Origin of the sequence: Roseateles amylovorans, assembly GCF_025398155.2 — a bacterium.
Lineage (GTDB): Bacteria > Pseudomonadota > Gammaproteobacteria > Burkholderiales > Burkholderiaceae_C > Roseateles > Roseateles amylovorans.
On record NZ_CP104562.2, the window covers coordinates 1,757,531 to 1,773,137 of the forward strand.

Annotated in this window: 8 protein-coding genes and 1 rRNA gene; 6 read left to right on the forward strand and 3 right to left on the reverse strand. The window is 66.2% G+C overall.

Annotation, left to right across the window (positions count from 1 at the left end; translation table 11 throughout):
- Positions 1-87: 87 nt before the first annotated feature.
- From rrf to N4261_RS07620, 3 genes are all read left to right on the forward strand, one after another.
- Positions 88-200: ribosomal RNA gene (rrf, locus tag N4261_RS07610) — 5S ribosomal RNA — on the forward strand.
- 19 nt (positions 201-219) lie between these two features.
- Entirely contained in the window at positions 220-6,243 is a 6,024-nt protein-coding gene (locus tag N4261_RS07615; RefSeq protein WP_261759572.1) for an alpha-2-macroglobulin family protein, read from the forward strand.
- 107 nt (positions 6,244-6,350) lie between these two features.
- The gene (locus N4261_RS07620; protein ID WP_261759573.1) at positions 6,351-8,744 is read left to right on the forward strand and encodes a transglycosylase domain-containing protein; all 2,394 of its coding nucleotides are present in this window, start codon (positions 6,351-6,353) and stop codon (positions 8,742-8,744) included.
- Between the two features lie 62 nt (positions 8,745-8,806).
- Here N4261_RS07620 and N4261_RS07625 read toward each other — a convergent pair whose 3' ends face one another.
- Positions 8,807-9,460: a GNAT family N-acetyltransferase gene (locus N4261_RS07625; protein ID WP_261759574.1), complete on the reverse strand. Its 654-nt coding sequence runs from the start codon at positions 9,458-9,460 to the stop codon at positions 8,807-8,809.
- A gap of 187 nt (positions 9,461-9,647) precedes the next feature.
- Here N4261_RS07625 and N4261_RS07630 point away from each other — a divergent pair, with 187 nt between their 5' ends.
- A complete protein-coding gene (locus N4261_RS07630) occupies positions 9,648-9,947 on the forward strand; it encodes a hypothetical protein (protein WP_261759575.1) in 300 nt (99 codons plus the stop codon).
- A 290-nt stretch (positions 9,948-10,237) separates the two neighbouring features.
- Complete coding sequence (locus tag N4261_RS07635) at positions 10,238-12,832, forward strand: chemotaxis protein CheW (protein ID WP_261759576.1); 2,595 nt, start codon at positions 10,238-10,240, stop codon at positions 12,830-12,832.
- A 286-nt stretch (positions 12,833-13,118) separates the two neighbouring features.
- On the opposite strand, the gene N4261_RS07640 is transcribed toward N4261_RS07635, so the two are convergent.
- Complete coding sequence (locus tag N4261_RS07640) at positions 13,119-13,712, reverse strand: GNAT family N-acetyltransferase (protein WP_261759577.1); 594 nt, start codon at positions 13,710-13,712, stop codon at positions 13,119-13,121.
- Positions 13,713-14,086: 374 nt separating this feature from the next.
- Here N4261_RS07640 and N4261_RS07645 point away from each other — a divergent pair, with 374 nt between their 5' ends.
- Positions 14,087-14,593, forward strand: a complete 507-nt coding sequence (locus N4261_RS07645) for an SET domain-containing protein (RefSeq protein ID WP_261759578.1) — start codon at positions 14,087-14,089, stop codon at positions 14,591-14,593.
- Between the two features lie 237 nt (positions 14,594-14,830).
- On the opposite strand, the gene N4261_RS07650 is transcribed toward N4261_RS07645, so the two are convergent.
- Entirely contained in the window at positions 14,831-15,586 is a 756-nt protein-coding gene (locus tag N4261_RS07650) for a UPF0149 family protein (protein ID WP_261759579.1), read from the reverse strand.
- Positions 15,587-15,607: the final 21 nt, after the last annotated feature.

Sequence of the window (15,607 nt, forward strand, 5' to 3'; positions counted from 1 at the left end):
GAAGACGCAATCAAAAGCTGATTTGACTCTACCGAATTGGGCTCGTTGTCCCGTCCCCCAAAGACAGACAGCAGCCAACCAGTTAAGCCTGATGACCATAGCGAGTCGGTCCCACCCCTTCCCATCCCGAACAGGACCGTGAAACGACTCAGCGCCGATGATAGTGCGGATTCCCGTGTGAAAGTAGGTCATCGTCAGGCTAATATCCCGCCAAACCCCTTGAACCAATCGGTTCAAGGGGTTTTTGCTTTTGGGGTGTGTTTTTATACTTTCATATTCCTGCTTCCCCGATTCATTTTGGTGGATGGCAGTAAGACGTATGTATGGCCCGATTTGTACAAATTCGTGCCCCCTTTCGAGGGACGGATTGGCGCTGTCGCAGCCGCTAGACTAAAGGCATCCCGAACAATCTGGCCGGATATGTCGAACACCAAGCTCCGTCGATGCACCCGCAATACCTCGTCCCTTCGCGCATACGCCGGATATGCGGTCGCTGCGGTTGCTTTGTTGGCCGGAAAATCGGTTGTCGCCATCGAATTGGTGAAGGTCTCGCCTCAGGGCGAGGTCGGCCGATTGCAGAACGTGTCGGTGCAGTTCAAGGAGGCTGTCGTACCTCTCGGTGATCCTCGTGGTTCTGCACCGGTGGCCCTGCAGTGCTCACCGGGCGTGCGTGTGGATGGGCAAGGACGATGGACCAACGAGAAGGAGTGGGTCTTTGATTTTCGACAGGCGCTGCCGTCTGGGGCGCGTTGCCGAATCAGCGTCAATGAAGATTTCAAGCCCAGTGCGCCCGGGGCGAACCCACAGTGGCAAGGGCCTCGGAGCTTCACGTTCAATATTGCGGCGCCGACCGTCGATCAGGTGAGACCCTGGGAAGGCTCGCAAATTGAAGAGGACCAACGATTCTTGCTGCGCCTCTCCGGTGCGGCAAACGAGTCGACGATCGCCAACGGGATGTGGTGCGAGTCCAAGGCCATCGGCGAGCGCATTCCGGTGAAGCTTTATTCTGCGGGCGAGCGAGACAGCTTGATGAAGGCGCTCAAGCTAGACGCCAAACAGCAGCCTTGGGTGTTGGTCGGCTGCCAGCGTCCGTTGCCAGCTGGCGTTGATTCGGCGCTCGTGTGGGGGCCGGGGATTGCTGCTGCTGTGGACGACGCCGTGCGTACCCGAGGCGAGCACCGTTATCGATTCACGGTGCGCCAGCCGCTGACTGCAGAATTCAGCTGCGAGCGCGAAAGAGCGAACGCGCCATGCCTTCCCATTCTCCCTCTGAGCGTGTCGTTCTCGGAGGCGATTCCGCGTGCTCAGGCGCTCGCAATACGCCTCAGGGGAAGTGATAACCAACTGATCGCGCCGGTGTCACCCGACAGCGATGGGTCCGATAGCGAATCAGCCTCGCTCACCAGCGTGAGATTCCCGGTGCCCTTGCCCGAGGACCAGCAGTTCAAGATCGAGTTGCCAAGCGGTATCCGTGATTTGAGTGGCCGCCCCTTGGCGAATTCAGCCAGTTTCCCACTGACTGTTCGCACCGGCGCTGCCCCGCCGTTGGCGAAATTCGCCGCGGCGCCGTTTGGGATTGTCGAATGGGAGCGTGAAGGTCCCAGTTTGGTTCCGCTCAGCCTTCGCCATGTGCAGCAGGAGTTGAGAGCCGGCGGCGCTGGTCAATTGCGCGTCAAGCGCATCGGTGAGGACCTGGAAGCGCTGCGCTGGCATGCAAAGCTGTACAAGGCATCCCAGGCCGAATGGGATACCCGCAAGGAAGAGTTGCTGCGCGGCGAGTCCGGCCTGCAGACATTGACCGTGCCGGCACCGTCGCCAGCTGAGAAGTCCATCAACGTGGTGGGCATCCCGTTGACGCAGCCGGGATACCACGTGCTGGAGCTGCAGTCTCCCCAGCTGGGCCAGTCACTCCTGGAGACACGTCGACCAATGTATGTGCGGACCGGCGTGCTGGTGACCAACCTGGGCCTTCACTTCAAACGGGGGCGTGACAACAGCCTCGCGTGGGTCACCAGCCTTGACAAGGGACGACCGGTTTCCGATGCGCAGATCGCTGTGTATGACTGCGCTGGCACTCAACTGTGGACGGGCAAGACAGACGCAAATGGTCTGGCGCGCATCGACCAGCAGAACCTGGGTCGCAACGAGCGTCAGCGTTGTGTGGGAGAAAGCGGGCTGTTCGTGACGGCGCGTCTGGAGCAGGCCGGGCGTCCGACTGACTTTTCCTTCATGTTCACCGCCTGGGACCGAGGCATTGAGACCTGGCGCTTCAATGCACCGATTTCATACGGCAGTGAGAGCCAAGCCCGCGCCCACACCGTGACCGATCGTCCGATGCTCCGGGCCGGCGAAACGCTGTCAATGAAGCATTTCTTCCGGCTTGAGACGATGCAGGGGCTCAATGATGCGCCGCCTGATCAGTTGCCGAATCGTCTTCGGGTCGTCTTTGAGGGAACGGGCGAGGACGTCACCACGATCGACCTGCCTTGGCAAGGCAGCCGTTATGCGTTGTCGACCTGGAAAGTGCCGCCCGGCGCGAAGCTGGGCACCTACCGGCTGATTCTTGAGCGCACCACCGGCACGGCCAATCGCCGGCGGAGTTGGGACAGCGGCAGCGTTCGCGTGGAGGAGTTCCGCGTGCCTCTGGTGGACGCGCGGTTGCTGCCACCCAAGGCGCCGTCCGTCGGGGCCAAGGACTACACCTGGGGCGCGCAGCTGAATTACATGGCTGGAGGCCCGATGGCGAAGTCGCCGGTTCAGATCAATGCGGTGCTGCAGCCGCGTTGGCAATCGGTGGCCGGCTACGAAGACTTTGCTTTTGAGCCGCCTTCCGAGCGAGATGCCCAGCGAGGCGCCGTCGACGAAGGCGATGGGCCTGAAGACGGAGAAGGGGACGGCGGACAGAGCGCAGCAGAAAGTCGTGGCAATCGGCTGCTGCTGGACAAGCTCGCCGTGCAGACCGATGCGCAAGGTGCGGCGCAATTCCGAGTGCCAGTGCGTGCGCCGTTGGACCGTCCGTCCGAACTCCGGGTGGAGTTGAATTACCGAGATCCCGATGGGCAAACGCACACCCGTGCGGCCTCCCAAACGCTGTGGCCGGCTGAAGTCCAGGTGGGGATTCGCGCCGCAAGCTGGGTCGCCAACGGCCAGACATTGCAGGTGAATGCGGTCGCGCTCGATACCAATGGCAAGCCGGTGTCGGGGCGTTCGATCAGCATCTCGGGCCGACAGTTGCAAACGCTGAGCACGCGCAAACGTCTCGTCGGCGGCTTCTACGGCTACGAACATCAGAGCACCGCCAAGGACATGGGCGAGTTGTGCCGTGGCACCAGCGACGCCCAGGGGCTGATCCGTTGTGACGTGAAATTGACGCAAAGCGGCCAGTTGGAATTGATCGCCACCGCGACCGACACCAGCAATCGCAGCGCCAAGGCCGCGCGGTCGGTCTGGGTGACCCGCGCCGGGCAGCTTTGGTTCTCTCAGGACAACGACGATCGCATCGATGTGATCCCCGAGCGCCGTCGGTGGGAGCCGGGCGAGACGGCGCGTTTCCAAGTGCGGATGCCCTATCGGGAAGCCACCGCCCTGGTGACCGTTGAGCGCGAAGGCTTGATGCACAGCGAGGTCCGGCAACTTTCAGGCACCGACCCATGGATCGATCTGAAGATTCAAAAGGACTGGACGCCCAACGCCTACGTGAGCGTGATGGTGCTGCGTGGTCGGCTTCGCGATGTGCCGTGGTATTCGTTTTTCAGTTGGGGCTGGCGTGAGCCGTTGAACTGGTGGCGCGAATGGCGCGCATCCGGTGACTACCAGCCGCCGACGGCCATGGTGGACCTCTCCAAACCCTCGTTCAAGCTGGGCATGGCGATGATCGAGGTCGGGCGTGCAAAGCATCAGCTTCAGGTCGACGTCGTTCCTCAAGAGACGCAATACGGCGTGCGTCAGACGGCGCAGGTCAAGCTCCGTGTCACGCAGGATGGCAAGCCCGTCCCGGATGCGCTGATTGCCTTCGCGGCGGTCGATGAAGGCTTGCTCGCATTGGCGCCCAACACGAGCTGGAAGCTGTTGGACAGCCTGCTCCAGACGCGCCCCTGGGCGGTGTCGACGTCGACCGCTCACAGCGAAATCATCGGGCGCCGTCATTACGGACGCAAGGCGGTGGCGGCCGGCGGTGGCGGTGGTTTTGCCACGCGCGAGCTGTTCGATACCTTGCTCACCTGGCAGCCCGCCGTGCAGGTCAACGCCCAGGGAGAGGCCGTCGTGCAGGTACCGCTGAATGACTCGTTGACCCGATTCCGTCTGGTCGCGGTCGCGGATGCACCGGGCCAGCGTTTCGGTACCGGGGAAAACAGCATCAAGGTGAGCCAGGACCTCCAACTGCTGTCCGGCTTGCCGCCGTTGGTGCGTGAGGGCGACCGTGTTCAGGCCATGATGACGCTGCGCAATGCCAGCAATCGCGCCATGGACCTTCGCATCACGCTGCAGGGCAAAGCCACGACCGATGGCGGCGAACAACCGCTCATCCAGGAGCCGCAAACCCTGAAGCTGGCCGCAGGGGCCGCGCAGGAATTGAGCTGGTCCGTCGTGGTGCCGGAAGGGGCCCAACGCATCACTTGGGAAGCCGTGGCCACCGAGCAAGGCGCTGGCGCCGCCAAGGATGCGATGCGCACCACCCAACAGGTCGAGCCCGCGGTGCCACTGCGGGTGATGCAGGCCACGCTGAAGCAACTGGATGGGCCGATGAGCCTGCCGGTCGCACCACCCTCAGACGCCTTGCCGGCGCAGGGCGCAAAGCGCGGTGGCTTGCAGATCGGACTTCAGCCGCGCTTGTCCAGCGCGCTGCCGGGCATTCGCCGTTTCTTCGAGACCTATCCCTACACCTGCCTGGAGCAGCAGAGCTCGCGACTGCTCGCGCTGCATGATGCCGGCGGCTGGGACGGTCTGATGGGGCGGCTGAGCACCTATCAGGACGGCGATGGGCTGTTTGCCTACTTTCCGCTGTCCAACTACATCACCCAGGGCAGCGACGTGCTGACAGCTTATGTGCTGTCCGCCGCGCAGGAGGGCGGACGACGGTTGCCGGAGGCGCAGTTGAACAAGGCGCTCGATGGGCTGTCGGCGTTTGTCGAAGGCCGGATCGCCCGCCGGTACTGGTCGCCTCGCCCGGATGACGAACCTCGACGTGTCGCCGCATTGGCCGCGCTGGCGCGGTATGGACGGGCGACGCCGCGGCAGCTGGCCACGGTCGATGCCCGCAATCTGCCGACCTGGCCGACCAGTGCGGTCATCGATTGGCTGGTGATCCACCAGCGCATGACCCAGGCCCCCCAGCGCGAGGCGCAGATCAGCGGTGCCCAGACCCAGTTGCGTTCGCGCCTGAGCTACGCCGGGACGACGCTGCGCTTCGTCAATGAAGACACCGACGCCTGGTGGTGGTTGATGGACAGCGGCGACGGCAATGCCGCTCGCGTCATCCTCGCGCTGGTGGACGATCCATCCTGGCGCGAGGACCTGCCGCGCATCATCACCGGCACGCTGGCCCGTCAGGAGCGGGGCGCCTGGTACAGCACGACCGCCAACCTGTGGGGCGCGCTGGCGTTGGAACGGTTCTCCGCCAAGTTCGAGGCGCAGGCAGTCAAGGGCCGGACCGAAGCCCAACTGGCCGGCAAGTCCGCCGTGCAGGAGTGGAGTGTCAAGCCCGACGGCAGCGTGCTGCCGCTGCCCTGGCCGGCCGGGGGATCAAATCCCCTGTCGATCACCCACACCGGCGACGGCAAGCCCTGGGCGACCGTCCAGGCGCTGGCCGCCGTGCCGTTGAAGGCGCCGCTGACGGCCGGCTATTCGATCAAGCGCAGCCTGCAACCGGTGTCGCAGAAGGCCGCGCCCGCTTGGACGCGCGGTGACGTGATGCGCGTCCGCCTGGAGATCGACGCGGCTGCGGACATGACCTGGGTCGTGCTCAGCGATCCCTTGCCCACGGGCGCCTCCATCGTGGATGGCACCATCGAAAGCCAGGGCGAGCGTCGAGAAGGAGAGGCCTGGCCCGACTTCATCGAACGGAGCTTCTCCGCCTGGCGGGCTTACTTCAGCTACCTGCCGCGTGGCCATCACGTGCTGGAGTACACGGTGCGGCTGAACAACGCAGGCCGCTTCCAGATGCCCTCCACCCGCGCGGAGGCGATGTATGCCCCCGACCGCTTTGGTGAACTGCCGAATGCGACCTTGGAGGTGGCGCCGTGAGGCGTCTGCGCGGGTGGGCCGCCGCCGTCGCTCGGCGGGCACCTGCGCAGTGGGACGTGACTGCCGCTCGGGCTCGGGCCCGGGCTCGTGCGTGGGTTTGTGCGGTCATGCTTGCCTGGGGCGGCATCGTCGGAGCCTCTGCGGCCAACGCCGCAGAGCTGCCCAGCTTCGAGCAGACGCGCGCCGCCCACCAGACCTCCGACCGCTTGCTTCTGGATCGCCGCGGCGAGCCGCTGCAGTCGATGCGACTCGATCTTCGTCATCGCACGCTGGCTTGGGTGCCCTTGGCTCAGATGTCGCCCGCGTTGCTGCATGCGATCCTCCTGTCGGAAGACCAGCATTTCTATGCGCACAGCGGCGTGGATTGGTCGGCGGTGGCGGCCAGTGCCTGGGGCAACCTTTGGAACACCCGCACCCGCGGCGCATCGACCGTCACCATGCAACTGGCGGGTCTGCTGGACGAGGACCTGGCCCATCGCGGTGGCCGCAGCCTGACCCAGAAGCTCGGTCAGACCTGGGTGGCTGGTCGGCTGGAAAAGCGGTGGACCAAGGCGCAGATCCTCGAGGCCTATCTGAACCGCGTGCCGCTGCGGGGGGAACTGATCGGCGTGCCGGCAGCGGCGCAGGCGCTGTTCGGAAAACGAGCTGCTGGACTCGATGCGCGGGAATCCGCGATGCTGGCGGTCATGCTGCGCGGGCCGAATGCGTCGGCCGAAGTGATCGCCACGCGGGCCTGCGGTCTGCTGAAGGCCATGGGGTCGACCTGCGGCGGTCTGCCCGACGAAGTCGGCGCGGTGCTACGCCGCAAGCCGCTGCTCCTGGCGGATACGCCGCAGTGGGCGCCACACTTTGCCCGCCTGGCTTTGCGCGCGGACGGGCCGGTCGGGCAGCGCAGCACGCTCGACGCGCGGTGGCAGCGCTTGGCCACACAGTCCCTGCGTCGTCAATTGGCCGAGCTGGACGGGCGACAGGTGGAGGATGGCGCGGTGGTCGTGCTCGACAACGCCAGCGGCGAGGTGCGTGTCTGGGTCGGCTCCAGTGGCAGTCTGTCCGAGGCGGCTCAGGTGGACCATGTGCTGGCGCGGCGGCAACCGGGTTCCACCCTCAAGCCCTTCGTCTATGAACTGGCGATCGAGCGTCGGCTGATCACCGCCGCCAGCCTGCTGGACGATTCGCCCGCACAAGTGCCGACCGGCGCAGGCATCTATCTGCCGCAGAACTACGACAAGACCTACCGGGGCTGGGTGACCGCGCGTGCGGCCCTGGGCAACAGCCTGAACGTCCCTGCGGTACGCGTGTCATTGATGCTCACGCCCGAACTGCTGTTTGAGCGGCTGAATGCGCTCGGACTTCAACTGCCCGAGACCGGCGGCTTCTACGGCCATTCGCTCGCGCTGGGCAGCGCCGATGTGAGCTTGCTCGCGCTCACCAATGCTTACCGTGCACTCGCCAACGGCGGGCGCTACAGCGACGTGAAACTTCCCGTCGACATCGCCACAGGGTCTGCAACCATTTCTACTGCCTCGCTCGCAACGCCGAGTGGGTCGACACCACCGGTGTCTCCGCCATCTTCTTCAGCGCCGCCTTCACCCCCATCGCCGTCGGCGTTCGGGAGGGCTCGCCCCGTGACGTCACCGACCACAGGGATGCCGCCATCCGCGAATGCGGCTGCCGCTGCGCGTGCCGGACCGTTGTCGAAGCCTGTCGTGTCTCGTCAGGTCGCCGATGCGCGAGCGGCCTACATCGTCGGCGACATGCTGAGCGACAACAACGCCCGGGCGCTCACGTTTGGACTGGCGAGCGCGCTGGCGCTGCCGTTCCCCGCCGCAGTCAAGACGGGCACCAGCAAGGACATGCGCGACAACTGGTGCATCGGCTGGACCAGCCGCTACACCGTGGGCGTCTGGGTCGGCAACTCCAGTGGCCAGGCCATGCAGCAGGTGTCCGGGGTCAGCGGGGCCGCACCCATCTGGCGAGAGCTGATGCTGGCGCTGCACGCGGGAAGCTCGCCCAAGCCGCTGGCGCCGCCCTCCGGCATCGTGACCCGCGAGATGCAATTCGAGGCCAATGGCGAGCCGCCGCGCCGCGAGCTGTTCGTGGCGGGCACCGAGCAGTCGGTGATCCGCTTGGCCGCCACGCCAGTCAGCATTCGCAATCCAGCGCCCGGCGCCATCTATGCGCTGGATCCGGACATTCCGCCCGCGGCCCAGCGTTTGCGATTTGCGCATGAGGGCCATCTGGACCGGCAGGCGAGGGCGCAATGGCGCCTGGATGGGCGGGTGGTCGGTCGGGGGCCGTCGTTCGACTGGATGCCCATGCCGGGCCGGCACGAGCTGGCGCTGCTGGATGATCGCGGACGTGAACTGCAGCGCGTGCGGTTCGAGGTCCGTGGCGCGGGCCTGCGCGCCTCCGGGCCGCCCGGCGCGCCGCCGGTGGGATCCGCAACTGTGGCGTCACCGGGCAGCGGCCGCCCTCCGGTCGCGCCCGCGTTGATTCGCTGAGGGGTGATGCCCGACGCCGTATCGAGGCAGTGACCCGCGCCGACCCTGATCCGTCACTGTCTTCACCGAGGCGCTTGTTCGTCATCCCAGGCCGGATTGAGCAGTGCATGGGTCTCGTGGTCCCGCCATCGTCCGTCGATGAAGAGGTAACGCGGACACACGCCTTCGCGCTGAAATCCCAGGCGCTGCAGGACCCGCAGACTGGGCGCGTTGTCGGGGCGCACCGAGGCTTGCAGCCGGTGCAGCCACACCGCCGGGCTGAATATCTCCTGGATCACGCGGCGGACGGCTTCATGCATGAGCCCCCGGCCTTGCGCCTGCTCGTCCAGGCTGTAGCCCAGCATCGCGCTCTGGTAGACGCCTCGCGAGATTTGCGAGATCTGACATTGCCCGATCACCCGGTGCTCGCCGTCCGAGGCCTCAGGCAGGTCGTCCTCCGTATGAACAAACAGGCCACTGCCGCGACTCGCCTTCAGGCTGATCCAATAACGCCACAGGCGCCCATCGTCAAAATCATCGGCTTCCCGCGCCAGCCGATCGCGGGTGGGGCCGTAGTCCCAGAACCCGGGCGGCTGTGGTGGTGACCAAGGCGCGAAGTGGCGTCCATTGCGTTGATGAAAATCGCTGACTGCGGCGTACTGGGACGGTGCGGACGCGCGCAAGATCAGTCGATCCGTGCTCAGCGTACGCGCCGGAAGCTTCACATCGTCATGCATCAGGGGATTGTGGCCGGCGCGCCGGCCCTTCAAGATTCAGTGGGATTCGTCACAGATTTTGATGGGCTTCGTCCGCGCCAGCCGCAGGTCAGCGTGTCCAGGACGCAGTTCGTCGCGCATCGGTGGCGTGGGGTCACCTGACTTTCGATACTCCCATCATCGTCGCATCCCGCCTCAAAGGGACACCATGAGCCGCAGCCTTCGCCGTCCATCCCGACTTCGCATCCTGAGCGCCAGCGTGCTGGGCTTGGCGTTGCTGGCGCCGACCGCGCCGGTCCAGGCCAGCGAGGTGGTCAAGCTGGCGCGTCTGCTCATCACCGGCAAGCGCCAACCCAGTCGCCCTCCGGCCGCGCCTGCACCCGCGCCGACCGACCGCAGCGGCAGTGCCGAGGGCACTGGCCCTCAAACCCGAAGCAGCGACAACGCCGAGTTGCATGCCGCTTCACAGCGGCGCGGTCCCGAAGCTGCCCTCACGATGGTGGACTGATCGACCGTGCGGTGCCTGAAGGTGCCGAGCGGTGCAGTCCCGAGCCGCGCAAGCCGTTGCTGGATGCGTCAAGAATGCTCGAACCCGGCCTTTCTCACCCTGCACCGTCTCCGCTCATTTCGCCCCACCGTTGACCTTCGGCGCACCGCCTTCGTGCCTGACGATCAAGTGCTGTGCGGTATTTCGCCATCGCACTCAAAACCGCGGATTCCCCCACCTGACATCGTCATCCGACGGCCCCACACTGCGCCGCTTTAGCCCCACAAGGGCGAGACGACGAGGATCGGGGAATGACCAAGGTCTGGAGAAAAGGCCTGCCCTTCAGTACGGAAGTGGCACCTTTGCTGGCGGCGATGCCGCTGCTGGATGAATACCGTGAGCCGCTCATGCGGCTGCAGGGCGCGTGGGACAGCCTGGCCTTGCTGGGCCAGATGAGCGGTGCCGCCACCGACATGGCCGACACCCGCAGCGCCTTCGAGGCGCTCACCGGCCGGCTGCTGGACAGCCTGGCCCGCCGCCAGTTGCACAACGCGGTGCAGCAGCTGCAGGGCCGTTCTCAGGTGGCCATCGACATCCTGATCCGCAACCTCTTCGAGCGCACCGCCGATGTCGGCTTCCTGGCGGCCGACGCGCCGCTCTGCGCGCTGTTGCAGGCCGATGCCGAAGGGTCCCTGGCGTCTGGCGACGCCGAGTCGCTGCAGCGCCGATTCCGCGATTACGTCGCCAAGTACTCGGTCTATGACCAGGTGGTCTTGCTGGCGGCTGATGGTCGCCGCCTGGCGGCCCTGGATGCCGAGCGATGCGCCGAGGTGGTCCACGATCCGCGCCTGATGGCGGCGCTCCAGCCCGGTCAGGCCTTCGTCGAAGTGCATGGGCCCAGCGGATTGCTGGGGGGCTCGGCGGGACTGATCTATGCCGCCGCAGTGAAGGGCGCCGCAGGCGCGCAGGGCGTGTTGTGCCTGTCCTTCAAGCTGGAGGACGAGATGCTGGGGCTGTTCCGCGCGCTCTGCGCGGGTGTGCCCCGGTCGGTCCTGGTCCTCAAGGATGCGCAAGGCCGCGTGCTGCTCACCTCGGATCCCTGGCAGATCCCGCTGGGCGCGCCGCTGCCTGATGCCGGCAACAGCCAGGGCTGGCGCATCGATTTCGCCGGACGTGACTACCTGTCCACCTGCGCCGCAGCCAGTGGGTACGAAGGCTATTTCGGCCCCGGTTGGTCGGCCCAGATGCTGCAACCGCTGAATCATGCCTTCGCTGAGGCGCCGCCTGAGCAGACGCAAGGCCGCGCGCAGCAGATCGACACCCGGGATCTGTTCGACGAGGAACTGCGCAGCATCCCGGTCGAGGCGCGGCGCATCCAGCGTGAACTGTCCCGGTCGTTGTGGAACGGCAAGCTCAAGAGCCGCGCCCATGCGCATCCGTCCGGTTCCGGGCCAGCGGCGGGTGGCACCGACAGCAGCGGCAACGCCGATTTCGCGGTCACCTTGCTCAATGAAGTGCAACGCACCGGCGATCAGCTTCGCCAGGTGTTCGAACGCGCGATTGCGCAACTCGAACACGGTGCGCTGGGCGCGATCTTTGACAGCGTGGGCTTTCAGGGGGAGTTGGCGATCTCCATCGTCAATCGCAATCTCTATGAACGCGCCAATGACTGCCGATGGTGGGCCCTCGATGCGCGCCTGCAGCGTGCGCTGGCCGATGGCCGGGCCGATGTCGCGGCCGAGGTGCTGGGCAGCATCCACGCGCTCTATACGGTGTATTCGCTGCTGCTGGTCTTTGACGTCCATGGCCGGGTGGTGGCGGTGTCGGATCCGGCCCAGGCCCACCAGGTCGGTCGGCGGCTGGAAGGCGACTGGGTTCAGGGCGCCCTGGCCCTGCGTGACAGCAGCCAGTATGTGGTCTCCGACCACGCCCCTTGCGGCCTGTATGGCGAGCAAGGCGAGGCGCCGTGCCTCGTGTATGCGGCCGGCGTGCCGCATCCGGACGGTGGCCGGCTCGCCGGTGGCATCGCCATCGTCTTCGATGGGCAGCCTCAATTCCGCGCCATGCTCCGCGCGGCCTTGCCGACGCAGGCGGGATCGGCCGCGTTGCTGGTCACGCGCGCCGGCATCGTCGTCGCCAGCAGTGACGAGCGCTGGGCACCGGGTGACCGCTCACCCGCGCCCTTGGCCGAACTCAGCGCGCTGGGCGCCGATCAACACATCACCGGTGAACTCGAACTGGACGGCCGCGTGCAGGCGTATGGCTTGGCCATGTCCGGCGGCTACCGCGAATACCGTCGCGACATGCCCGCCGATCCGCAGGATCTCGCCGCGCTGGTGCTGCTCCCGCTGGGACCGCGCATGAGCGGTCTGGCGGCGACCGAGACGGAAGCCGCCTTCGTGCCGTTGCCGCCCGCTGGCCCTGAGCACCTGGATGTCGCCAGTTTCCTGGTCGATCACCAATGGCTGGGCTTGCCCGCGATCCAGGTGCTTGCCGCCCTGGAGCGCCAACGCGTCACCGCCTGGCCTCAAGCGCCGATGGCCGTGCGCGGCATGATTGGTTTCGAAGGCCGCATGCTGCCGGTGCTGGACCTGGGGCAGTTGCTCTTCAATCGCCCGTGTGGCGACGAGGCCGCGCTGCTGGTGTGTCGCACGGCCCGTGGACAGCGCTTGGTGCTGGCCGTACAGCAGCTGGGGCAGGTGTTTGTCGCGGGCACCGCGCAGTTGCAAGCCAGCCCCACGCGACCCGGCTGGGCGGCCCAGGCGCAAGTGCGACTGCTCAAAGGCAAGGGACCGCACATGCTGACGCTGCTCGATACCGACGACCTGTGGAGTCTGGTCAGCGGGGTGGCCGCCTCTTCTGCCGAGGTGACGGTGTCGGACGTCCAATTGCTGGCGTCCAGTTGATGGGCCAATGATGTCCCAATGATGGGCCGCTGATGTCCCAAGGATCGGCAGGTCCCGGCGCGCTGCGGTAGGTGGCTTCGTGCGTCGTCCGCTGGGAAAGCGGCGCCAGAGGCCTGGCGCCGCCTTGATGCGGTGTCCTGTGGTGTCGTGTGATGACCGAGTGCGCTCGCCGGGTGCCGCGCGCGTCGCACGGCACGCCAATCACGTCCCGCGCCAGTGCACGGCCAGATGCCAGATGCCAGATGCCAGATGCGGCGTCTGGCGGTGACACGCCGGCCCGCGCGCCTCAATCCCAGCGCGGCGGATGGGGATGCAGTCTGGCCATGCTCAGGCAATCGACATAGCGTCCGCTGCGCAGCGCATAGGCGCGCAAGCGGCCTTCATGCACGAAGCCGAAACGCTCATAGAGCCGGATCGCGCGCAGGTTGTCCGCAAAGACGGTGAGTTCGATCCGAAGCGTTCCCAGCCAGTCATCCGCCTGCTGGATCAAGGCCGACATCAAGGCCGTGCCGACGCCGGTGCCTTGCGCGTCCGGATGAACGCCGATCCCCAGCGCCATTGCATGCCGGCGGCGTGCTTGGGGGCCGACCAGATGCAGACCGGCCGAACCCAGCAGCCGATCGCCGTCGAACGCCAGCAGTTGCAACTCGCCGGACTGCACATCGGGCGTCTTGCCCAGACGCTCACGCCAGAAGGCTTCGGAGGTGAACGGCAATTGCAGCAGCCACGGCTGCACCCCGGGGTGGCCCAACAGCTCAGCCAGGGCGGGCGCGTCGTCGGCACGAGGGCGGCGCAGGGTCGGGCTGACGTCGCGACCGTCATCGCGACCGTCATCGCGGCCGGTGTCGCGGCGGGTGAGGGACGGCGTCGGGGTCTGCATCGGTATCTCCTTGGGGGATGGATGAAAGGGGCAGGGACCGGGCGGAAAGCAACAAGGCCCGCGGGTTGCGCGGGCCTTGTGGGGGGAGGGTGGGGACTTTGGGATCTCGGAGAGCCGGGGGGCTGTCCTGGATCGGGTCCTGGGGCGTCTACCGCGTTCGACGCCTGCCATCCATGGCTGCACACAGGTGCTGGTGCATCGTGTGCACCGGCATCTGATGGCCTAGGACGAACGGGTGGTGTGAGCGGGACATGCGATCCAGTATGTTGTTGAGCCCACAGGGCGGTCAAGCGAAGAAGGCGCGATCCCAGTGGCAACGGCGCGACAATGCACACTCGTCGATTTGCTGCGGTCTGCGCCGCGACCTGAGTGCCATGCCTCGTCTGAGTTCCCTTCCTGTCGCGCCGCCGGCTGCGGTCGATGCCGATGCGCGTGTGCCGGTCTCGCGCCAGCCCGGCCAGAAAGGCCAGCCGCTGCCCGCCGAGCGCTTTGAGCTCACCGTGGGACCGAGCCCGATCGACGGCCTCGGCGTCTTCGCCGGCGAGGCCATCCCCGCCCGGCGCAAGATCGGCGAGATGCGCGGCGAGGTCGTGCCTGTGCGGGAGGCCCGCCGGCGCATCGAGGGCAAGCGTCGCATTCATGTGGTCGAGGTGACCCACAAGACCGCCATTGATGCCACCCGCTCGGACTGCGCGCTGCGGCATGTCAATCACAGCTGTTCCCCTAATGCGGTGCTGCGGATTCGGCAGGGTCGTGCGGAGTTCTATGCCATGCGTGACATCGAGCCCGGCGAAGAGATCTGCGCGGACTACGGCGAGAGCCATCACGAGGGCCGCCTGCGGTGCCGGTGCGGCGCGCCGAATTGCAAAGGCCGGCTCTGAAGCGCGAGGCGTGAGCGCACACGATTCAGTTGCTGATGCTGATGCTGATGCTGATGCTGATGCTGATACCGATGCCGACCTTCGACCTTCGACCTCCGACCTCCGACCTCCGACTGCTGATCGCTGATCGCTGATCGCTGATCGCCGACTGCCTAGGTCAATGGACGAACGAAAAAGGCGCCCCAAGAGGGCGCCTTTTCTTTGGCTCACGCGGGCCGCTCAGGTGGCCATGCGGGATCAGTGCGTCGTCTGACCTTCGCTGTCGTCGTCAGCGCCCTGGGCATGGGCACCCTTCAGCACCGCCTGCTGCATCCAGAACAGGCGCATGTCCTGTGCGGTGAACAGCATGTCGTCGATCAGCGCATTCTGGTCGATGCCTTCCGGCTCTTCGTAGGCCTGCTCGATGTACTCGGCGCGGGCGCTCGAACCCTCGGCCAAGGTCACAGCCTGGATCGCCTGGAGCATCAGCGTCAGGTCCTCGTCGGCATCGCCTTCGGGCAGTTCCCAGGTGTCGAGGTCTTCCACGGCTTGCAGGAAGCCCTGGGCCCACATCGCGCCAGGCGCAGGCAGGCGCGCCAGCAGATCGGCACTCAGCGCGCCCTCGGCGATCAGACGCTCCTTGGTCTCGTCGTCGAACTCGGAGATCAGCGGGGTCAGATGCATCTGTTCCGGGGCATCCAGCAGCGGCTGCGGATCCAGGCTGTCGCCGATCTCGTTCCAGCGCAGGTGCAGGGCATCCATGAAGGCGTCGGTCAGGTCCTGTTCCTCGAAGGCAGCGGGCCAGTTGTCGCCGAACAGGGCATCCATCGCTTGCAGCGGCGCGGTCGGCTGCGGGCCAACCAGCAGGGCGGTCATGTAGCCGTCCAGCGTGTCCAGGGTGACCGCGGGCGCATCCTGGTTGGCGGCGCCAGCCAGCAGGGTCAGGTATTCAGCCAGGCGCTGCGCGTTCTCGATGTCGAGGGAAGGGGTGTCCATGTCGTCGGTGTGTGCCATATCGGGGCTCCGTCAGGGTGC